The organism is Pseudophaeobacter sp. 1A16562 (genome assembly GCF_041008785.1).
Lineage (GTDB): Bacteria > Pseudomonadota > Alphaproteobacteria > Rhodobacterales > Rhodobacteraceae > Phycobacter > Phycobacter gallaeciensis_A.
In genome coordinates this window covers 46995-67463 of the sequence record NZ_JAXGFT010000013.1, presented here as the reverse complement: position 1 = coordinate 67463, position 20469 = coordinate 46995, and the positions used below count along the sequence as shown (strand labels likewise).

16 protein-coding genes are annotated in these 20469 nt (G+C 63.3%); 10 read left to right on the top strand and 6 right to left on the bottom strand.

Features of this window, described 5'->3' with window-relative positions; translation table 11 throughout:
* Positions 1-26: 26 nt before the first annotated feature.
* The 4 genes from SM764_RS17295 (at position 27) to SM764_RS17280 (ending at position 3429) form a co-directional block, all read left to right on the top strand.
* Entirely contained in the window at positions 27-803 is a 777-nt protein-coding gene (locus SM764_RS17295; RefSeq protein ID WP_369002331.1) for an IclR family transcriptional regulator, read from the top strand.
* Between the two features lie 199 nt (positions 804-1002).
* Entirely contained in the window at positions 1003-1833 is an 831-nt protein-coding gene (locus tag SM764_RS17290) for a bifunctional allantoicase/(S)-ureidoglycine aminohydrolase (protein WP_369002330.1), read from the top strand.
* Positions 1834-1928: 95 nt separating this feature from the next.
* A complete protein-coding gene (locus SM764_RS17285) occupies positions 1929-2321 on the top strand; it encodes a hypothetical protein (protein WP_369002329.1) in 393 nt (130 codons plus the stop codon).
* 121 nt (positions 2322-2442) lie between these two features.
* The gene (locus SM764_RS17280; protein ID WP_082996131.1) at positions 2443-3429 is read left to right on the top strand and encodes a type I glyceraldehyde-3-phosphate dehydrogenase; all 987 of its coding nucleotides are present in this window, start codon (positions 2443-2445) and stop codon (positions 3427-3429) included.
* Positions 3430-3705: 276 nt separating this feature from the next.
* Here SM764_RS17280 and SM764_RS17275 read toward each other — a convergent pair whose 3' ends face one another.
* From SM764_RS17275 to puuE, 3 genes are all read right to left on the bottom strand, one after another.
* Complete coding sequence (locus SM764_RS17275) at positions 3706-5133, bottom strand: uracil-xanthine permease family protein (protein WP_274836857.1); 1428 nt, start codon at positions 5131-5133, stop codon at positions 3706-3708.
* 87 nt (positions 5134-5220) lie between these two features.
* The gene (locus tag SM764_RS17270; RefSeq protein ID WP_368946741.1) at positions 5221-5709 is read right to left on the bottom strand and encodes an ureidoglycolate lyase; all 489 of its coding nucleotides are present in this window, start codon (positions 5707-5709) and stop codon (positions 5221-5223) included.
* Positions 5706-7121 (bottom strand): allantoinase PuuE, encoded by a 1416-nt coding sequence (gene puuE / locus SM764_RS17265; RefSeq protein ID WP_369002328.1) that lies wholly within the window; start codon positions 7119-7121, stop codon positions 5706-5708. The genes SM764_RS17270 and puuE overlap by 4 nt, the downstream gene beginning before the upstream one ends.
* Positions 7122-7303: 182 nt before the next feature.
* Here puuE and uraH point away from each other — a divergent pair, with 182 nt between their 5' ends.
* On the top strand, positions 7304-7660 hold the full coding sequence (gene uraH / locus SM764_RS17260) for a hydroxyisourate hydrolase (protein WP_369002327.1): 357 nt from the start codon (positions 7304-7306) through the stop codon (positions 7658-7660).
* Positions 7661-7672: 12 nt separating this feature from the next.
* Here uraH and SM764_RS17255 read toward each other — a convergent pair whose 3' ends face one another.
* Positions 7673-8608 (bottom strand): LysR family transcriptional regulator, encoded by a 936-nt coding sequence (locus SM764_RS17255; RefSeq protein ID WP_274827872.1) that lies wholly within the window; start codon positions 8606-8608, stop codon positions 7673-7675.
* A 139-nt stretch (positions 8609-8747) separates the two neighbouring features.
* Here SM764_RS17255 and SM764_RS17250 point away from each other — a divergent pair, with 139 nt between their 5' ends.
* The 3 genes from SM764_RS17250 (at position 8748) to SM764_RS17240 (ending at position 15435) form a co-directional block, all read left to right on the top strand.
* Positions 8748-9977: a urate hydroxylase PuuD gene (locus SM764_RS17250; RefSeq protein WP_369002326.1), complete on the top strand. Its 1230-nt coding sequence runs from the start codon at positions 8748-8750 to the stop codon at positions 9975-9977.
* A 167-nt stretch (positions 9978-10144) separates the two neighbouring features.
* On the top strand, positions 10145-11956 hold the full coding sequence (locus SM764_RS17245) for an autotransporter assembly complex protein TamA (RefSeq protein WP_369002324.1): 1812 nt from the start codon (positions 10145-10147) through the stop codon (positions 11954-11956).
* Positions 11953-15435, top strand: a complete 3483-nt coding sequence (locus tag SM764_RS17240) for a translocation/assembly module TamB domain-containing protein (protein ID WP_369002323.1) — start codon at positions 11953-11955, stop codon at positions 15433-15435. The genes SM764_RS17245 and SM764_RS17240 overlap by 4 nt, the downstream gene beginning before the upstream one ends.
* Positions 15436-15489: 54 nt before the next feature.
* Here SM764_RS17240 and SM764_RS17235 read toward each other — a convergent pair whose 3' ends face one another.
* Positions 15490-16458 carry a glucokinase gene (locus SM764_RS17235; protein ID WP_369002322.1) on the bottom strand — a complete coding sequence of 323 codons (969 nt, stop codon included), beginning with the start codon at positions 16456-16458 and terminating at the stop codon, positions 15490-15492.
* A gap of 182 nt (positions 16459-16640) precedes the next feature.
* Between SM764_RS17235 and SM764_RS17230 the strand changes: the two genes are divergently transcribed.
* The gene (locus SM764_RS17230) at positions 16641-17708 is read left to right on the top strand and encodes a glycosyltransferase family 2 protein (protein WP_369002321.1); all 1068 of its coding nucleotides are present in this window, start codon (positions 16641-16643) and stop codon (positions 17706-17708) included.
* Here SM764_RS17230 and SM764_RS17225 read toward each other — a convergent pair.
* Entirely contained in the window at positions 17705-18457 is a 753-nt protein-coding gene (locus SM764_RS17225) for a WecB/TagA/CpsF family glycosyltransferase (protein ID WP_369002320.1), read from the bottom strand. The two genes, SM764_RS17230 and SM764_RS17225, sit on opposite strands and share 4 nt — an antisense overlap.
* 257 nt (positions 18458-18714) lie before the next feature.
* Here SM764_RS17225 and SM764_RS17220 point away from each other — a divergent pair, with 257 nt between their 5' ends.
* Entirely contained in the window at positions 18715-20178 is a 1464-nt protein-coding gene (locus tag SM764_RS17220; RefSeq protein WP_369002319.1) for a hypothetical protein, read from the top strand.
* The last annotated feature ends 291 nt before the right edge of the window (positions 20179-20469 follow it).

The following is a 20469-nucleotide window of genomic DNA, read 5'->3' as shown; positions in this document are numbered from 1 at the left end:
GGCGAGCGGCTTCTTTGGGACTTCGAATGGACAAACCTCCTCAGGACCGGAACATTTCATCCAGCTTTGCCAAGGGGCTGGCCGTCATGGCGACCTTTGACGCCGAAACACCCAGCCTCACCCTGGCCGAAATCGCGCGCCGCAGCGGACAGGACCGGGCGACTGCGCGCCGGGGGGCCCTGACCCTGGTGCAGGCCGGGTATCTGCGGCAGGACGGCCGCATGCTATCGCTGACGCCGCGGGTTCTGGCGCTCGCGGGCGGTTTCCTGCAGGCCAACCAGTTCGGCCACCGGGTTCAGCCGGTGCTGAACCAGCATGCCCGCAAGCTGGAGGTCGGCATCACCCTTTGCATTCTGGATCAGGACCGGGTTCTGCTGTTGGCACAATCCACCGTCGATCAAGGACCGGTCACCTACGGCTTTACTGCGGGGGCGCATATCCCGCTGCTGCACACCAGTCTCGGACGGATGCTTCTGGCCTGCCTACCGCCCGAGGAGGCGGGCGAAGCCGTCGCGCGCGCGGATAAACCGCGCCATACGGAGCAGTCCCTGACCCACCCCGAAGACATCACCAATCAGGTCGACCTCGCCCGTCGTCAGGGCTGGTGCCTGACCGACAGCGAATTCGAACCAGGCATCCTTGGCCTTGCGGTGCCCGTCTCCGTTCCGGGACAAACTCCGATCGTGGTTGGCGCCTCCGTCCCGCGCGGAAACAACCCCGAGGCCGACACCGGCGATCTGCTGCAGGGATTGCAACTCTGCGCCGCCGATCTGCGCCAGTCCAAAGCCGTGGACTGCCTCTGATCGTTGCCCGCTCGCACCCCGGGGCGCCGGCTCCGGGGCATATTCAAAAATTATTGAACAATGTTTTTACCACGCCGCACCTTGGACCCGCGCGCGCATCGGCTCATAGTCGCTCCTGACGCGCGGTAACCGCCTGCCCAAACAATGCCAGGCGGGACAGTCCGCGCCCCATCAGAGCCTCACAAAGGACGGCGGCACCATGACAGAGCGCAGCTATTTCACCCCAACAGGCGGGCACCCCGGGCAGGACCAGCTGCTGACAGACCGGGCCATGTTCACCGATGCCTATGCGGTCATTCCCAAGGGCACCATGCGGGACATCGTCACCTCGGTGCTGCCGGGCTGGCAGGGCATGCGCATGTGGGTGATCGCGCGCCCGCTCAGCGGGTTTGCCGAAACCTTCTCTCAGTATATCGTCGAGCTGCAACCGGGCGGCGGGTCTGACACCCCGGAGACCGATCCGGCTGCGCAGGGCAGCCTGTTTGTTACCGCTGGCCAGGTCGAGCTCAGCATCGACGGCACCGCGCATATGCTGGAGGAGGGCGGGTTTGCCTACGTGCCCCCAGGCAGCGACTGGTCGCTGCGCAATCCCGCCGCAGACACCGCCTCCTTCCACTGGATCCGCAAACAGTGGCAGTCCGCACCGGGCCTGACCGCCCCTGCCTTTTTCACCGTCAATGAAAAGGATCTGTCGCCCCATATGATGCCTGGAACCGAGGGGCGCTGGGGCACCACGCGCTTCATGGATCCCGAAGACCTCTCCCATGACATGCATGTGACCATCGTTACCTTTGAACCCGGCGGCACCATTCCTTTTGCCGAAACCCATGTGATGGAGCACGGGCTTTATGTGCTGGAAGGCAAGGCAGTCTACCGGCTCAATCAGGACTGGGTCGAGGTGGAAGCCGGTGATTTCATGTGGCTGCGCGCTTTCTGCCCACAGGCCTGCTATGCGGGTGGACCGGGCCGGTTCCGCTACCTGCTTTACAAGGATGTGAACCGCCATATGCCGCTCACGCCCCTGCGCTGAAAGGCCGGGTCGGCGGCTTTTCCTCGGACGCCCCATTGCAAACCGCAGCCGCGACGCTAGGCTGCGATTACGTCTTTGCCTTCAGGAGCAGTCCGATGACTTTTGCTTTTGCCCCGGCCCGCACCCTTGCCCGCCTTGTTTTCAGCCGCCGCACAGCGGTTCCCACTCTGGCGCTTTGCGCCCTGTTTGGCGTAGGCCTGATGTCGCTGCACGCCACGACCGCCACGGCAGGGGAGAAGGTACTGGGAAGTCAGGTCACCGTTCTGGGCCGTACCTGGATCGTCAGCCCCGCGGGCGATGACACCGGACGCTACCGGGCCGAGCGGCTGAACCGCAAGCTGGAAGCCTTCCGCCCTCCTGCAATGATCAGCGCCCGTCAGGCTGCGCGCGCCTACAAGGCCGCCACCGGTTGCACCGTCCGCCGCGACAGCATGCTGCGCACGATCTCCGGCGTCTACTACGCCGATCTGGTCTGTCGGTCGCGGTAACCGCGCACCGCGACGCCGCACGGCGCCTGCCACTCGCTCCCTTTTGCCTTCCCATTCAGATATTCATCGCCCCAATCCGGACCGGCTGCGCCGCTCCATTTCGGGGGCCGGAGAACAATTCATGAAAATTGCCATCAACGGATTTGGCCGCATTGGTCGCACCATCCTGCGCCAGATCCTGACACTGCCCGGATCCGAAAGCATCGAGATCGCCCGGATCAACGATATCGCACCGCTCGATATCTGCGCCTACCTGTTCCAATACGACAGCACATTCGGCCCCTTCCCCGCGCCGGTGGAGACAGGAGAAGCCAGCCTGCACGTGATGGGCCGCACTATCCCGGTCAGCCATGCAGCGGACCTGACTGAGGTCGATCTGTCCGGTGTCGATGTGGTTCTCGAATGCACCGGCATCGCCCGAACCTCCGACGTGGCGCAACGCGGCCTGCAGGCCGGCGCGCGCAAGGTGCTGATCTCCGGCCCCTCCCCCGCCGCCGAACGCACCGTGGTTCTGGGCGCAAACGAGGATAGGCTGACAGACGCCCGCATCGTCTCCAACGCCTCCTGCACCACCAATGCTCTGGCACCACTGGTGCGCCTGCTGGATGAACTCGCGGGCATCGCTTCAGCCCATATGACCACGATCCACTGCTACACCAACTCTCAACCTTTGGTAGATGCGCCTCGCGGCGATTTCGCACGCTCGCGTGCGGCGGCAATGTCGATGGTTCCAACCACCAGCTCGGCCACTCACCTGATCGACGAGGTCCTGCCGCAGCTGAAGGGCCGGATCAGCGGCGCTGCCGTCAGGGTGCCTGCCGCCAGTGTTTCCGCCGTCGATCTGGTGGCTAGCCTTGAAACCCCGTTCAGCGAAACTGACGCCCTCAGCGCGCTGAAGGAAGCCGTCGAAGGCTCTCCGGTGCTGGGCTGGACCGATCTGCCGCTGGTTTCCTCGGATCTGCGGGCCCGGCCGGAATCACTGGTGATCGCAGCGCCGGAAACCCGGATGTGCGGCGACAGACAGATCCGTATCTTCGGCTGGTATGACAATGAATGGGGCTTTTCCGCGCGCATGCTGGATGTGGCCCGGCTGATGGCGCAAAGCTGACGCTCTGCGAGCCGCAGACACTCTCGCCCCGCTCTCAAGGTCTGGCTTCGGGGTCAAGGGCAGCGCAGCTGCCGCGCCTTGGCGCGGGCTCCCCTTGAGGCCGAAACCAGTCCAATAGAATGGCGCAGGTGCCTGAAGGCAGACCTGCCCTTCAGGCACCTCTCAGCAAAAAGAAAAGCGCCGCGCGGCAGCGCGGCGCCCGGCCCAACGGGACCAGATCATCACAGGATGATCGCAGGACGGGCTGGAGAGACCCGCCAGTCCCGAAAAGCTGGCTCAGTCGTGCCCGAGGCTGCCCTGACCATGCCCCGACATGCCGCCCGAGACCTCCTCGGTGGCGCTGCCGGGCAGTTCCATGGGCAGCACCAGGTTCAGCACGATGGCGATTACCGCCGCAGGCAGTAGGCCGCTGGTCATCAGGATCCGAAGCGTATCGGGCAGATACTGAACCGCACCGGGTTCCAGCTGTAGCCCCAGCCCAACCGACAGGGAGATCGCAAAGATCACCATGTTGCGGCGGTTCCAATCCACATCGGACAGCATCGAAATACCTGCCGCGACCACCATGCCGAACATGACGATGACGCCGCCACCCAGCACCTCGATCGGAATGGTGCGGATAATGGCGCCGACCTTGGGCACCAGGCCGCAGATGATCAGAAAGATCGCGCCGCAGGTCACCACATGGCGGCTCATCACGCCGGTCATGGCGATAAGGCCGACGTTCTGGCTGAAAGATGTATTCGGCAGCCCGCCAAAGATCCCCGCAACCGCCGTGCCCAAACCATCGGCATAGGTCGCTCCGGCGATCTCTTTGTCGGTGGCCTCGCGCCCGGCGCCGCCCTGGGTGATGCCGCTGACATCACCCACGGTCTCAACAGCCGAGACAAAGGCCATCAGGCAGAAACCCAGGATCGCGGCAAAGGAGAACTCGAACCCGTATTTGAACGGCACCGGCAAGGCAAAGGCCGACGCGCGCGACCAGCTGGTTCCGATGGCCTCAAAGCTCACCATGCCGACCATCAGCGCGTAGATATAGCCCACGATCAGCCCCAGAAGCACCGCCGAAACCGACAGCATGCCACGGGCAAAGAATTTCAGTCCCAAGGTGGCAAAGATCACGATCAACGCGGCCGACCAGTTCAAGAGCGAGCCGTATTCCGGCTTACCAATGGCAGGCACGCCGCCTGCCGCGTACTGGATGCCGACCTTGACCAGCGCCAGGCCGATCATCGTCACCACCAGCCCGGTCACCAGCGGCGGCAGGGCAAAGCGGATCTTGCCGATCACCATGCCCAGCGCCGCATGAAACAGACCGCCGATCAGAACCCCGCCATATAGCGCGCCCAGCGCATCGACGCCCTTGCCCGCGACCAGCGGAATCATGATCGGCAGGAAGGCAAAGCTGGTGCCCTGCACGATCGGCAGCGCGGCGCCAACCGGGCCGAGAGTGATCGTCTGCAGCAGCGTCGCCACCCCGGCAAACAGCATCGACATCTGGATCATGTACAACAGCTCGGGAAAGTCGGGCGAGTTCGAACCAAACCCGAACCCCGCCGCCCCGGCGACGATGATCGCAGGCGTCACATTGGACACGAACATCGCAAGCACATGCTGGATCCCCAGCGGTATCGCCTGGGTCAGCGGCGGCGTGTAATTCGGATCGCGCAGCTCTGCTGCCGTTCCGATGGAACCATCTGCCATTTTCATTTCCCTCTTCTGTTGGATCTGTTGGTGTTGTTATCGGTGCCACCTCTTATCGGGTTGGCTTGAAAACAGACGAGGCGCCCGTCAGGGGCGCCTCACCTCATATGCGGTATCGAACCAGTGTTCCTGCAGATTTGCGCCGGGACCGATCCGGTCCACCACGGCAAAGAGGCCGGGTTCGCATAGCGGCGTCAACACGCCGTGCCAGGTGCCACGGTGGAAATTGATGGCCTGACCCGGCTCTGTCTCAAAAGCCAGCGGCCTGCCCGGCGCATCGCCCAAATCTTGGGCAACAACCACAAGGAAACCCTGCCCCCCCATGGGGATAAAGGCCTGGCTTCCCTCCGGGTGGCGCTCCACCATTTCCAGCCGCATCGGCAGGCTGCGCGGCTCGGCGTTGAACAGGCTGAGGCCCGCGCGCCCGTCCGCAAAATCCATCTTTGCCCGGTCGTGATAACGTCCGCACAGGCCCTGATTGATGATCTTGTCGGGCGCGCCGGAAATGTCGATCAGATCCCCGAACGGTGCGAATGCCTCAGCGCTGATCGGCGTGATCTCGATGATCTCACTCATGGCAGGAGATCCTTCAGGCGAAATTCGGCAATCCGTTCAACCTGTCGGCAAGCCTCGGCAAATTCGGTATCCCGGTCGTTTTCGCTCCGCCGTTCAAAGGCCGCCAGGATCGATGCCTTGTCGTGATCGCGCACGGCGATGATGAAAGGGAAACCGTGTTTTTCCACATAAGCAGTGTTGAGTTGCGTGAAGCTCTCCCGCTCAGCGTCAGTCAACGCGTCCAGCCCGGCGCTGGCCTGCTCTGAAGTGCTTTCTGCAGTCAGGCGTTTCGCGGCGGCCAGCTTTCCGGCCAGATCCGGATGGGCGGTCAGCACGCCCAAACGCTCAGCCTCACTGGCGGAGCGGAACATCCGGCAGAGCGCATTGTGCAGCCCCAGTGCCGTGTCATGCGCCGGTCCCAGCTCCAGATCAAAGGCCCGCTCGGCGATCCAGGGGGAATGTTCGAAGATGCCGCCATAGGCCGCAACAAAGCTTTCCCGCTCCATCTGGCTCGGACGCGTGTAGCGCTTGTGCGGGTGAGTCTCTGCCCAGTGATCGGCGATATCGGCCCGGCGCGGGTACCAGACGCCCTCAAACCCTTGGATATAATCAAGGAACCGCTTCAGCCCTGCGGCCTTGCCCGGCCTGCCGATCAGGCGGCAATGCAGCCCCACCGACATCATCTTGGGCGCTCCGGCCTCTCCTTCGGCATAGAGCACGTCAAAGGCGTCCTTCAGATACTGAAAGAACTGCTCACCCGTGATGTAGCCCGGCGCGGTGGCAAAGCGCATGTCGTTGGCTTCCAGCGTATAGGGAATGATCAGCTGGTCCCGCTCGCCGACCTCAAGCCAATAGGGCAGATCGTCGTCATAGGTATCCGAGATATAGTCGAACCCGCCTTCTTCGGCGACCAGTCGCACGGTGTTGGCGCTGCAGCGGCCGGTGTACCAACCGCGCGGGCGGGTTCCGACCACCTCGGTATGAAGGCGCACCGCCTCGGCGATCGCGGCGCGTTCCTCCGCCTCGGGCATGTCCTTGTGCTCGACCCATTTCAGCCCATGGCTGGCGATCTCCCACCCGGCGGACTTCATCGCGGCCACCTGCTGCGGGGAGCGCGCCAGCGCGGTGGCGACGCCATAAATGGTGACCGGGATATTCGCCCCGGTGAACATCCGGTGCAGCCGCCAGAACCCGGCGCGGGCGCCGTATTCGTAGATCGACTCCATGTTCCAGTGCCGCTGCCCCGGCCAGGGTGCGGCCCCGGCGATATCCGACAGGAAGGCTTCAGACCCGGCATCCCCGTGCAGCACGCAATTCTCGCCGCCCTCTTCGTAGTTCAGCACGAATTGCACCGCGACCTTCGCACCGCCCGGCCAGGCTGCATCCGGAGGGGTGGCGCCATAGCCGATCATATTGCGCGGATATCTGTTCATGGTCTGCTGTCTCTTTGTTGATGTCGCCCGCCACTTTGGCAGGCAACCGCAAGCATAACCTCTATAATGGCAGAAGACCTGGCCCTTTTATCAAAATTTCCCGAAAACACTGTCAATCCGGCGCCATTTGCTCAACTCTCGCGCTTGGTGCAGGAAGAACAGACATAGCGAAGGAACTGCCAATGACCGGATACCTTACCACCCATGTTCTGGATACCGCCCGCGGCTGCCCGGCCAAGGGGCTTTCGATCACGCTTTATCGTGTCGAAGGTGGCACCCGGACCGAGCTGGCGCAGATGCAGACCAACGCGGATGGCCGCACCGACAGTCCGATCCTGCCACAGGGAGAGTTTGCGACCGGCACTTACGAGTTGGAGTTCGACGCAGGCGGCTATCTGCGCGCCACCGGTCAGACCGCAGAGGAGCCACTGTTCCTCGACATCGTGCCGATCCGGTTTGGCATCAGCGATCCAGAGGCCCACTACCACGTGCCGCTGCTGCTATCGCCCTATGGCTATTCCACTTACCGCGGCAGCTGAACGCCGCATCGGTCAGGCCCCGGGATCCTCGGCGCCTGTTTCGGTCTGGCGCATCGCCCGCGCCATCCGCTCGGTCATGAAATCCATGAACAGCCGGGTTTTCGGATCTTGATGGCGCCGGTGGGTGTAGAGACAGGCCATCTGCACCGGTACCGGCGGCGTCGCGGTTGCAACCGGCACCAGCCGCCCGGCCTCCAGATGCGGCGCCACCTCGAACACGGGTTTGAGGGCGATCCCCTCACCAGCCAGAGCCCAATCGGTCAGCACATCGCCATCATCGCATTCATAGCGCCCGGAGACGGCAAAACGCTGCGGCCCCTCCGGGGTTTGAAGCATCCACTGGAACTCGCTCGCGCCCGGATAGCGCAGGTTGAGACAATTGTGCCCCTCTCGGATCAGTGCTGCCCCGTCCTTTGGCATGCCACAGCGAGCAATATACTCCGGCGCCGCAACCAGAACCCGGCGGCAATCGGCGATCTTGCGGATCCGCAGGGTGCTGTCTTCGGGTTGCCCCAGAAAAAACGCCAAATCCAGCCCTTCGGTGGTCAGATCCACCGCCCGGTCCGATAGTCGCAGGCGCAGGTTGATTTCAGGATAGCTCGCCAGGAATTCCGGCACCGCAGGCGCAACCAGTCGCCGCCCCACCCCCAGCGGCGCCGCTACGAACAGCGTGCCGCGCGGCGCATCGGTGAGATGCATCACCTTCGCCTCGGCCTGATCCACCGCATCCAGCACCGTGACCGCGCCGCTATAGAACACCTGCCCCTGCTCGGTCGCGGTCAGGTTGCGGGTGGTGCGCTGGAACAGACGAACGCCCAGATAATCCTCAAGCTGGGAAATCCGTGCCGAAGTAACAGCCGGAGAGATCCGCAGATCCCGCCCCGCCGCCGACATGGAGCCAAGTTCGTAGACACGCACGAAGGTGCGGATATTGTCGAGGTAAGACATGGACGGGGCCGATATTATTCCAGAATTTTTGATACAGCTTGGATTTTATCTGCAATACCGAAGAATGTCCCTCTTGCCTAGGGTAAGAGCCAGAGACCGGACTGAGACCAGAAAGCAAAGACAATAGGGGCGTTTGCGCATGTATGAACTCGTGATGATGTGGGATTGGCTGGGCTTTGCCATCCGCTGGCTGCATGTGATCACCGCGATCGCCTGGATCGGCTCGTCCTTCTATTTCATCGCGCTGGACCTGGGCCTGCGCAAGGCGGCGGATCTGCCCCCCGGCGCCCATGGCGAGGAATGGCAGGTCCACGGCGGCGGCTTCTACCATATCCGCAAATACCTGGTGGCCCCGGCCGAGATGCCGGAGCATCTGATCTGGTTCAAATGGGAGAGCTATTCCACCTGGCTCTCCGGCTTTGCGCTGCTGATGGTGGTCTACTGGGCCGGGGGTGAGCTTTACCTTATCGACCAGTCCAAGGCGGATCTGTCCCTGTGGCAGGGCATCGCGATCTCTGCCGCCACCTTGTCGATTGGCTGGCTCGTCTACGACCGCCTGTGCAAATCCGGCTTGGCCGAACGCCCTACCCTGCTGATGGTACTGCTGTTCGTACTGCTGGTCGCCATGGGTTGGGGGCTCAACCAGGTCTTCACCGGTCGCGCCATGATGCTGCATCTGGGGGCCTTTACCGCCACCATCATGACCGCGAATGTCTTTTTTATCATCATGCCGAACCAGCGCATCGTGGTGGAGGACCTGCAGGAAGGGCGCACCCCCGATGCCAAATACGGCAAGATCGCCAAGCTGCGCTCGACCCATAACAACTACCTGACCCTGCCAGTCATCTTCCTGATGCTGTCGAACCACTATCCGCTGGCCTTTGCCAGTGAATACAACTGGCTGATCGCGGCGCTGGTATTCTTGATGGGGGTGACGATCCGGCATTATTTCAACACCCGCCACGCCAATGCAGGCAACCCGACCTGGACCTGGCTGGCCACGTTCCTGCTGTTCCTCGGGGTGATCATCCTATCCACTGCCGGACTGGAGCACGAAGGCGATGCTGAGGAAGAGGCAGCGCTGCAAGGCACCGCCCTGGTGATGGCCGAGGCAGCGGGGTTCGAAGAGGTGCATGAGATCGTCATGGGCCGCTGCAGCATGTGCCACGCGCGCGAACCTTTCTGGGACGGCATCCGCACAGCGCCCAAGGGCGTGGTTCTGGAAACCGAGCGCGACGTGGCCCGCCGCGCCCGCGAAATCTATCTGCAGGCAGGCGTCACTCATGCCATGCCCCCGGCCAATATCACCTATATGGAACCCGAAGACCGCGCCGCGATCCGTCGCTGGTTCCGTGCCGCGCAGATGTGATCCGCGCCTTCTGATGGCGAGCGGCATGTCTATGTGCGCACCAATCCGCCACCTGCCCGATCCGCTCCTGCGATGATACCTATCCCGGCTTTACCTCGGCTGTTGCTGTGCTAGGTTTTCCGCCGACAGGGGGGCACGCCCGCCCCCTGCCGCTGCCCGGAGCCTTGATGTACTCAAAACCGAAATCACGCTTTGCCTTGCGGCGTTTGGCGTCGGGCCTGCTGGTCTGCGGCTGCCTGCTGTCCGCTCCTGCTGAGGCGGCCGAAACCCTGCTGGTCGCTCCCGGTGCGCCGGATGATCTGACCGCGCGTCTGCAAGGCGCCTCTGCGGCTCTGGCCACAAGAGATCAGAGCGACGTTCAGGATCTTCTGGCGGCAGCGCTGTCGGATTACCGCACCATGGTCCAGGTTCTGTATGATGCGGGCTATTTCGCGCCGGTGGTGAATATTCGCCTTGATGGGCGCGAGGCAGCAGCGATTGATCCCGTGACACCGCCCAGCCACATCGACCGGATCGAGATTTCGGTCAAACCGGGGCGCAGATTCACCTTTGGCGCGGCCGAGGTTCGTCCCTGGCCCAAGACCAGCGATGTGGAGCTGCCGGACGAGTTTACCAGCGGCGCCCCCGCCAGCACCGGTGCCATCCGCGATGCAGCCAATGCCGGGATCCGCGCCTGGCGGCGACAGGGGCATGCCAAGGTCGCCCTTGGCGGGCAGGACATCACCGCAGATCATCGCAGCGCCACGCTGAACGCGCGGCTGCGGCTGCAGCCCGGTCCGCAGCTGCGGTTCGGCAAGACCGCGATTCTCAGCCCCAGCGCCGTCCGCGAAGACGCCATCCGCAAGATCGCAGGTTTCCCGCAAGGCGAAGTCTATCACCCCGATCTGATGTCGAAATCCGCGACGCGCCTTCGCCGCACCGGGGCCTTCTCCTCGGTCTCGCTGCAAGAGGCCGAGCGCGCCAACACCGATGGCACGCTTGCTCTGAACGTAATGCTGGAAGACATGCCGCCCCGCAGGCTGACCTTCGGCGCCGAGCTGAGCACCACCGAGGGGGTGACGCTCACCACCAGCTGGATGCACCGCAACCTGTTCGGCGCTGCCGAAAAACTACGCTTCGAGGCCCGCGTCAGCGGCATCGGCGGCAGCAGCGATATCGACGGGCGCATCGCTGTGCGTCTGGACCGGCCTGCCACGCTCGGCCCCGATGACAATTTTTTCTACCTGGCCGAAGCCGAGCGTCTGGATCAGGAGCATTTCACCGCCACCCATGGCATGGGCGGCATCGGGGTTCGGCGGGTGTTTTCCGACACGCTCTTCGCCGAAGCAACCGTCGGCTTCGATTCCATCCTCGCCACGGACGCCTTTGGCAAACGGCGCTTCAAATATGCTTTCGCCAGCCTGCGGGCCGAATATGACGGACGCGACAGCACGGTGGATCCCACCCGTGGCCGCTTCCTGAGTGGCCGCTTTACGCCTTTCTTTGGTGTCGATGGCAGCGATCCCGGTGCGCAGATCACGCTGGATGCCCGGACCTATCATGGGTTTGGCGCCGATGACCGGATCGTGCTGGCCGGGCGGGCGCAGCTCGGGTCGGTCATTGGTCCTTCGCACAGTGGGGTCTCTCCGACGCTGCTGTTCTTCTCCGGCGGCGGCGGGTCGGTGCGCGGGCATGAATATCAATCCCTTGGCGTGCCCGTCGCAGGAAAGACCGCAGGCGGCCGGGGCTATCTGGCCCTGTCCGCGGAACTGCGCGGCCGCATCACAGAGAAAATCTCACTCGTCGGATTTTACGACCACGCCTACGTCGATGCGGATAGCTTCGTGTCGTCGGACTCGGCCAGCCACTCGGGCGCCGGGCTGGGCCTGCGCTACAACGTGTCGGGCATCGGCTCGATCCGGGTCGACCTCGCCTATCCCGTGACCGGCGGCAGCGACGACGGGCCACAACTCTACATCGGCATAGGACAGGCGTTTTGACCAGTACCCGCACCCTCACGCGCGGCAGCTGCCTGGCTGCGGCCCTGTCGCTCACCGCTGCTGTCGGCCCCTCCGGCGCTCAGGAAACAGAAAGCGACAGCGGCGGCATGCTGGTGGGGTTCCTCGAAGACACCCTGTCTGCCGACAGTCGCTATATCACCGTGACCGGCCTCACTGGTGCCCTGTCCTCACAAGCCACGATCGAACAGCTGACCGTCGCGGATGATGATGGCGTCTGGCTCACCATCGAAGAGGCAAAACTGGACTGGAACCGGCTGGCCCTTCTGCAGGGGCGGTTTTCGGTCAACAGCCTCAGCGCCGAGAGCATCACCGTGGTTCGCAGCCCGACACCGGTGCCCGCAGACCCGGAGCTGCCCACCCCGGAAGCCACCCCACTCCGCCTGCCCGAATTGCCCGTCGCGATTGAACTGGGTGAGATCCGCGCAGGCCGCGTGGATCTGGGCGAAGACCTGCTGGGCCAATCCGCCAGCCTCTCCGTCACGGGGGCACTGAGCCTGGCCGATGGCGCGCTGCAGACCCGGCTGGAAACGGCGCGGCTCGACAAACCCGGCGACCGGCTGTCGCTGGTGGCGGGCTATTCCGATCAGACCCGCCAAATTGATCTGGACCTGTCCCTGACCGAGGCCGCAGGCGGTTTGCTCTCCACCGTCCTGGCACTTCCCGGTCGCCCGACCCTTGGCCTCACCGCAAAGGGCAGTGGCCCGGTCAGTGATTTCAAAGCGGATATCGCGCTCAGCAGCAACGGACAGGAACGTCTTTCGGGTCAGGTCGTTCTGGCTGCGCTGCAGGATGCCGAAAGAGAACAGGACGCAGGCCCCAGCGGGATCGCCTTCTCGGCTGATCTGGGCGGCGATATCGATCCGCTTCTCTTGCCCGACTACCGCCCCTTCTTTGGCCCGGGCCTGCGACTGGTGACACGTGGCCAGACCGTGACAGAAGGCGGTGTCGCGCTTGATACGCTCGCGCTCAGCACCCGCGCCCTGCGCGTGACCGGCGCGCTTGCCACCGGCGCCACCGGCAACCTTGATACCGCCAACCTGAAGGTCCAAATCCAGCCCCCGTCAGGAGAAGCCGCCGTCGTCCTGCCCGTCCCCGGCGCGGCAACGACCCTTGCCGGGGCAGATCTCACCGCGCGCAAGACCACCGATGGCGCATGGAGCGTCGCCGGAACGGTGAACCAGCTCAGCCATCCGCAGATGCGCCTTGGGGAACTGCACCTTGACGGCTCCGGCACCCTCAAGAGCGCAGAAGAAGACACCGGCCCGGCAGGTCTTGTCGGAGATCTACGTCTGGCCCTACGCGATTTCGCGCCGCGCGATCCGGCGCTGGCACAGGCAACCGGTAGCGAACTGGAGCTTGTCACCACTCTCACCACAGACGGGCCGGATGCGCTGTCGCTGACCGGCCTGACGCTGAGCGGCTCCGACTACCGCGCCGCAGGCGACGCCACGTTTTCCGGCCTCGATAGCGGTCTCCGGGTGGCGGCGGACCTCAGTGCAGGTGCTGGCGACCTGTCACGGTTCTCTGCGCTGGCGGGCCGCCCGCTGGGCGGCGCGGTGCAGGCATTGTTCACCGGGCAGTTCACGCCTCTTTCCGGCGCCTTTGACGTGGATCTGAACCTGCAGGCGCAGGACCTGAGCGCGGATATCGCCCAGATGGATGCGCTGATGACCGGTCCTACCACGCTGAAACTTGTAGCCGCGCGCGGCACAGACGGATTGCGGATCGATGATTTCAACCTAGATGGCCGTGCCCTGTCTGCCACTGCCAGCGGCAGTCTCGACAGCGCCGCCGGACGGCTCTCCCTCACCGCCCGGCTTCTAGAGCTTGAACAGCTGGTGCCAGAGGTCCCCGGCACGCTGGAACTTGCAGCGGACCTGACCCGCGATGGCGACACCCTGTCCGGCAAGGCGCGGCTCAAGGGACCGCATTCCTCCCATGCGGATCTGGAAGGGTCCGTGCAGCTGGATGGCAGCGCCGATCTGACATTTGATGCGGCGCTCAACGAATTGCAGCGGTTCGTGCCTGAATTGCCAGGCGTCCTGACCGCCAAGGGCGAGGCCCGGCGCCACGATGGGGTCTGGACAATCGATGCCAGTGCCACCGCCCCGGCCGAGGCCCGCGCCGATCTGTCTGGCACCTTTAGCGAGGCCAGCGGCGCGGCCGATATCTCCGCCACCGGTCAGCTGCGTCTGGAGGGTGCAAACCCCTTCATCAAGCCCAACCTTGCAAGGGGCGCCGCCCGCTTCGATCTGGCCTTGAAGGGCGCGCCCGCATTGGAAAGCCTCTCGGGCACGATCACCACGGCAGGGGCAACGCTGGCCCTGCCATCGGCAGGACAGCGCGTCGATGAGATCAACGCCACCGTGACCCTGCAGCAGGCGCGCGCCTTGCTGCAACTTTCCGCCAGCCCCGGCGACAGCGGCAGCCTGCGCGTCTCCGGGCCGGTGGCTCTGGCGGCCCCGTTCAATGCAGACATCAGCATTGAGATCCTCGATCTTCTGATGAGCGATCATCTGAGCTATGACAGCCAGTTGAACGGCCGCTTGGCCCTCACCGGCGCGCTCACCGGCAACAGTCGCCTGTCCGGGCGCATCGATGTGGGTGAGACCAATATCAACCTGAACGCCACGGGCGGTTCGGTCACCGCGGCGCCGATCCCGCCGATCTCTCATATCGGGGCCTCTGGCGCCGTAAATGCCACCCGCGCCCGTGCAGGGCTTATCTCATCGGCGCAGAGTACCGGCAGCAGCGCAGGCCGCTCGAACATGGCACTGGACGTGCTGATCGATGCGCCAGGCAAGATCTTTGCCCGAGGGCGCGGCCTGCGCGCCGAACTGGGTGGGCGCATTCAACTGCGGGGCAGCACCGCGCGCATCTCTCCGGCCGGGCAGATTGGCCTGATCCGCGGCACCTTCGACATTCTGGGGCGGCGTCTGGATCTGGACGAAGGGCAGATTACCCTGCTGGGCAACCTGGTCCCCTATCTTGAATTCCGCTCCTCGGCGCAGACGGAACAGGGCAGCGCAACGCTCGAGATTTCGGGCCTGATCGATGCCCCAGAAATCAAGGTCACTTCAGAACCGCCCCGTCCCAGCGAAGAAGCACTGGCGCTGCTCCTGTTCGGGGACAACATCAAGGATCTGTCGCCGCTGGCGCTGGCCCGGCTGGCGGCCTCCGCTCTTCAACTGAGCGGACGCGGAGGCAAGACCCAGGAAACCCTGCGCGAAAGCACCGGCGCGGATGATGCCGAGGTCGGCCTCGACAGCATTGGTGCCGGGCGGCTGGGTCTGGGCGGTTATATTTCCGAGAACGTCTATACCGATGTGGATGTGAACACCCGCGGTGACAGCGAGCTGAGCATCAATCTTGACCTGTCCAAAAGCCTGACGGTGAGCGGCAAGGTCGACAGTGAAGGCGAATCCGGTCTGGGCCTGTTTTTCAAACGTGATTACTGACAGGCAGGCGCCGCGCCCGGCAACACTCTCCGCTCCGCGTTGGTAGCCGACCGATTACGCCCGAACGGGTGCGGCACCCCGGCGCTGCGCTGCTTCGATGGCATAGCGGGCGGTGCCGCTGACGCCGGCAGCATCATCGGTGATCAGCCATAGGGGCGTGGTGGCGCATTGCGCGGCAAGTTTGCCCCCCGGTTCGGCAAAGGCCGCCAGAAAATCACCGCGCGCACCGGTGCCAAGCACCCCGCGGGCGACGCTACCGGCAAAGAAGATCCCCTGACCCGGCATATAGGCAGGCACCAGCTCGCGGGCCAACAGCCCAAGCAGCCGCGCCCAGGCAGGCACGCTGCGCTGCGCGACGTGTTCTTCGCCATCCTGAAAGGCGGCAACGATCTCTGCCCCGCCTTCGGAGGGATCGCCGCCAAGGGCGCGGTGCAGCCGCACGAGTCCGCGACCGGAAAACAGCTCTTCCACGCTGGGGAATTCCTCCGGACTACGCCGCAGAAGACGTGCCAACTCCTGCGCCAGCGGCTCCGGCAGGCTGGCGTGACCCAGTTCCGCCTCGATCGTGTTCCCACCGGCCGAAAGCGAGACATTGAAGCCGGTGCCAACACCGGCCACCAGTGCCTGCTCTCCCTGCTGGCGCCCGGCGCGCAGCGAGGACAGCTGTCCGGGGATCAGCACCGGCAGTGCATGACCAAGGGCGGCTAGGTCATTCACCACATCGACCCCGCCACCGGGCTCCAGCGGCAATCTCTCAGCCAGCCCAGCCGCCGTGCCATGCCAGTCTCGGTTGGTCAGCCGGTAGGTTCCACCATAAACCGGCCCGGCCACGGCCAGGCAGCAGCCCTGTAAGGGCGGCAGATCCGGCTGCGCGCAATAGGCGGCCAGAACCTCATCCAGGCTGGAATAGCTGTCGTTCGGGAAATGTTTGAGCCCTGTCACGCCGATCTCCGGCCCCGCAAGAGCCAGCCGCGTATTACTGCCCCCAACATCCCCCACCAATACGGTCAGATCCGATGCCATTCCTGTCAGCCTCCTCGGGCGCCCCGGTTGTCGGGTGCTGTTATTTTAAGCTGCCGCATCGAATAGCAAAATGCAAATGTTGGCGCAACCATTGCCCGTGCCAGGATCGGCAAACACATCTTGCCGCAGATACGGCCCTCGCCTTAGGTTGGCCGCACCTAAGCTGAAGGAAACAGATGCAAATGAAGGACAGTGCCGAACCAAGCTCCGTCGCCCTACGGCTGCGCAAACGGCTCGGCCGAACCTATCAGCGGATGCGGTTCCTGTCCTCGCTGCGTCACTTGCACGGGCCGCGCGGCGTCTTTGCAGCCCCGGATGAGGTCACCCTGATCGCCCTTGTGCGTGACGGGAGTTATTACCTCGACGCGTTTTTCGATCACTACAGCAGCCTTGGCATCCGCCATTTCGTGTTCTTCGACAACGGCTCGGAGGATGACACGATTGCGCGGATCCGCGAAAGACCGGGCACCGCCATCCTGCAATCGCGCCTGCCCTGGGGCCAGTTCGAGAACATGTTCCGCAGCTATGCCGCACAGCGCTATGCGCAAAAACGCTGGTGCCTGATCGTGGATATGGACGAGATTTTTGATTTCGAAGGGCGCACTGAGATCGGACTTCAGGGGCTGACGCGCTACATGTCCGCGCGCGGATATACCGCCATGATGGCGCAGATGCTGGAAATGTTCCCCAAAACGCCTTTGGCCGAGGTCGCGGACATGACCTACCCCGAGGTGCTGCGCCAGTTCAGATGGTGCGACCTCAGCGCGATTACCGCCCATGACTATGACGCGCCGGACACCGGGCTTTCCTATTTTTTGAACCAGAACCGGATCGCCGTGGGTGGTTCGCAGCCACTGCAAGTGTTGTTTGGCGGCGTGCGCGCCAAGGTGTTTTCAGAGCATTGCTGCCTGACGAAACACCCGTTGGCCTTTGTCGGTCCCGGGGTTGAGGCAGGCGTGCATCCCCATGCCGCCACCGGGGTGACACTGGCGCCGATAACAGGGCTGCTTAAGCACTATAAATTCGCCAACGACAGCTTGGCGCGCGACCGCAAATCCGTTGCCGAGGCGGCCATCGCGCATGGTGAGGACCAATTGCGCCTGTCGGTTCTGTCCAGCAACTCCAATCTGTCGCTGTGGTCCAAGGCGGCGCTGCGGGCGCCGGATATCGCCACCCTGCAGGACAAGGGGTTTCTGATCGCGTCAGAGGACTATAGTCAACACATCCGGGCCTCGGCTGAGGGCGGCTAGCTGCGTCTGATGCGCAGGGCGCTCCGCATCTGGCGGGGCAGGATGGCAAAACACTTAAGATAACGGGGAACCATCCGGCCGGGGCTGCTGAGCGCCCGCCAAAGCCATTCAAGTGCCAGTTTGCGCATCCACAGTGGCGCGCGTTGCTGGTGCCCACCGAGAAAATCCAAACCCGCACCGACCGAAGCAAACCCGACGCCCGGGGCTAGTTCGCGCCCGCGCGCCGCCAGCAGCTCCTGCTTTGGCGCACCAAGCGCAAGGAAACACAGGCGAATTCCCTTTTGATCCAAGTTGCGCAGGATCTCTTCCGCCTCGGGGCCTGCGGAGTCGAACACGCCAGAGGGCGCATGGCACCATGCCAGATCAAGTCCCGGCACCTTGGCTGTCAGCGCAGCGGAGGCATCCGAAAGCGCCTCGGCAGTACTGCCAATCAGCGCCACCGGCACCCCAGCTTTTGCGGCCAGCCTGCACAGAGGTAGCACCATGTCCGATCCCGGCATCAGCTCAACCGGTCTGCCCGCCAGCTGTGACAGCCAGACCACCGGGCGCCCATCGGCAACAACCAGATCCTGCGCCGCATAAGCGGCCAGAAAATCGGCGCTTGTTTCCAGTTTGACGAGATGATCCAGATTGACCGTAGCAAGAGCAAAGCCTTCACCGCTTGCAAACCGCAACAGGACCTCACTCTCCAGCCGGGGCCGGTCCGCGATGTTGACCTCAATCCGTGTGCCTTGAAACTCGAAATACACCAGTCCGCCTCATCCCTGTCTGCAAACCCTGCCAATAAATCCAGTCTGCAAAGGACTGATTACCCGTCTGCCCGCGTCTGGACCAGTCCGGCAGGGGTGCGCATAGGTAAACGTGGCATTGTTGCCATCCGTTTACCCGATTTCGCATTTCAGCGGGACACGAGGTGCAAGTTTACGTAAACTTTGACAGGTAAGGTCTATAAAACAGGCCATTACTGATCGTTTGTGATCGTCACCATCGAGAGTCCCGAACGCCGATGCCCAACGCCCTGGCCAATATGATGCTGCTGATCTGGCCGCTGGTCAGCCTGCTGCTGTTCCTGCGGCTGCCGCTGGAACGGGCAATCCTGTGGTGTTTCATCGGTGGCTATCTTGTGCTGCCGCCCCTGGCCGAGTTCGACCTGCCGCTGGTGCCGGACATGGACAAGTTCACGATCCCTTCGGTCGTCGCTTTTGGCCTCTGCGTCTGGCTGTTGCGCAAGCCGGTGCCGCTGTGGCCGCGCCATCCGCTGGCCCGTGCGCTGACAATCCTGTTTGTCCTATGCGTCATCCCGACGGTCATGACGAATAAAGATCCCGTTCTGTTTCAGGTGCTTGAAGGGGCCGGCCCGATCGTCTTTCTGACCGATATGCTACCTGGACTGCGCTGGCGTGATTTGGGATCAGTGATCATCAATCAGATCATAGTGCTGATGCCGTTTTTGCTGGCCCGACGCTATCTGTCCTGCGAAGCGGGACAGAAGGAACTGTTGCTGGCCCTCTGCCTTGCCGGTCTGGCCTATAGCATTCCGTCGCTGTTCGAGATCCGCTTGAGTCCCCAGCTCAACATCTGGATCTATGGATTTTTCCAGCACGATTTCGGCCAGATGATGCGGCAGGGCGGATTTCGTCCCATCGTGTTCCTGCCGCATGCGTTGTGGCTGGCCTTCTTCATCTTTTCCTCCGTTGTTGCAGCTGTCGCACTTGCCCGGGCCGCACAGGAGCGGGAACGGACCAAATTCGCCCTCGCCGCTGTCTATCTCTTTGGGGTGCTCTACCTGTGCAAGAGTCTGGCTTCGCTTGCCTACGGGCTTTCCATCGTGCCGGTTGTGGCCCTGGCCCCGGCCCGCTGGCAAATGCGTCTGGCGATGGTAATTGCGGTGATCGCGGTGACCTATCCGATGCTGCGCAACCAGGGACTTATTCCAACCGACGCCATTCTGGCACAGGCAGAGGCAATCAGCACCGAGCGGGCACAGTCCCTGGGTTACCGGTTCCACAACGAGGCGATGATGCTGGAGCGGGCGGCCGAAAAGCCCTGGTTCGGCTGGGGGGGCTGGGGGCGCAATCTGGTGCGCGACATGGAAACCGGCCGGATCATATCTGTGCCCGACGGGCGCTGGATCATCACTTTCGGCGCATTTGGCTGGCTGGGTTACATTGCCGAAATGGGCATGCTGACCTTGCCGATTTTTCTGCTCGCTTGGGAAATCCGCCGCCACCGGGGCCACGCGTTCTCCCCCTATGCAACACCGATCGCCCTGATCCTAGCCGCCACATTGGCCGATATGCTGTTGAATGACACACTCATCCCGATCACCTGGCTTTGTGCAGGCTCTGTGCTGGGATATGCCGAACGCCTGCGCAATCCGGACGTATTTCGCAGTAAGCGCAGCCTGTTTGACCGACAGCAAGCCATTGGAACGTCGGAACAGGCTTCGGGGCCACGCAGTGTCTTGTGACAGACGCTTTGCAAGCTTTTGCCCTTGCTGCCTCATTTTTATCGCGTTTCCGGCGTAATTGGTCACCATCCGTCCATAGCTTGGCCGCATATGGCGATCACTCTGGCCTTGGGCAATCAGGATCTCGGGTGTCATGTTTCCGAGGTTTTGACTGAATTCAACCCAGCCGCATCTCGGTTTATTATTCCTAGGACCCCGCTTTCCCGGGGGCTTTTCCTATTTCGGAACAGAGGTTAACCGGGCGCGACAAGGGGTTGAAGGGATTGACAAAAGACGACCGGCCGTTCCACC

What these genes read in the sequence shown, in the direction of transcription:
- SM764_RS17295 (WP_369002331.1), top strand. Translation starts at nt 27, where the DNA reads ATGGACAAACCTCCTCAGGACCGGAACATTTCATCCAGCTTTGCCAAG.
- SM764_RS17290 (WP_369002330.1), top strand. Translation starts at nt 1,003, where the DNA reads ATGACAGAGCGCAGCTATTTCACCCCAACAGGCGGGCACCCCGGGCAG.
- SM764_RS17285 (WP_369002329.1), top strand. Translation starts at nt 1,929, where the DNA reads ATGACTTTTGCTTTTGCCCCGGCCCGCACCCTTGCCCGCCTTGTTTTC.
- SM764_RS17280 (WP_082996131.1), top strand. Translation starts at nt 2,443, where the DNA reads ATGAAAATTGCCATCAACGGATTTGGCCGCATTGGTCGCACCATCCTG.
- SM764_RS17275 (WP_274836857.1), bottom strand. Translation starts at nt 5,133, where the DNA reads ATGGCAGATGGTTCCATCGGAACGGCAGCAGAGCTGCGCGATCCGAAT.
- SM764_RS17270 (WP_368946741.1), bottom strand. Translation starts at nt 5,709, where the DNA reads ATGAGTGAGATCATCGAGATCACGCCGATCAGCGCTGAGGCATTCGCA.
- puuE (WP_369002328.1), bottom strand. Translation starts at nt 7,121, where the DNA reads ATGAACAGATATCCGCGCAATATGATCGGCTATGGCGCCACCCCTCCG.
- uraH (WP_369002327.1), top strand. Translation starts at nt 7,304, where the DNA reads ATGACCGGATACCTTACCACCCATGTTCTGGATACCGCCCGCGGCTGC.
- SM764_RS17255 (WP_274827872.1), bottom strand. Translation starts at nt 8,608, where the DNA reads ATGTCTTACCTCGACAATATCCGCACCTTCGTGCGTGTCTACGAACTT.
- SM764_RS17250 (WP_369002326.1), top strand. Translation starts at nt 8,748, where the DNA reads ATGTATGAACTCGTGATGATGTGGGATTGGCTGGGCTTTGCCATCCGC.
- SM764_RS17245 (WP_369002324.1), top strand. Translation starts at nt 10,145, where the DNA reads ATGTACTCAAAACCGAAATCACGCTTTGCCTTGCGGCGTTTGGCGTCG.
- SM764_RS17235 (WP_369002322.1), bottom strand. Translation starts at nt 16,458, where the DNA reads ATGGCATCGGATCTGACCGTATTGGTGGGGGATGTTGGGGGCAGTAAT.
- SM764_RS17230 (WP_369002321.1), top strand. Translation starts at nt 16,641, where the DNA reads ATGAAGGACAGTGCCGAACCAAGCTCCGTCGCCCTACGGCTGCGCAAA.
- SM764_RS17220 (WP_369002319.1), top strand. Translation starts at nt 18,715, where the DNA reads ATGCCCAACGCCCTGGCCAATATGATGCTGCTGATCTGGCCGCTGGTC.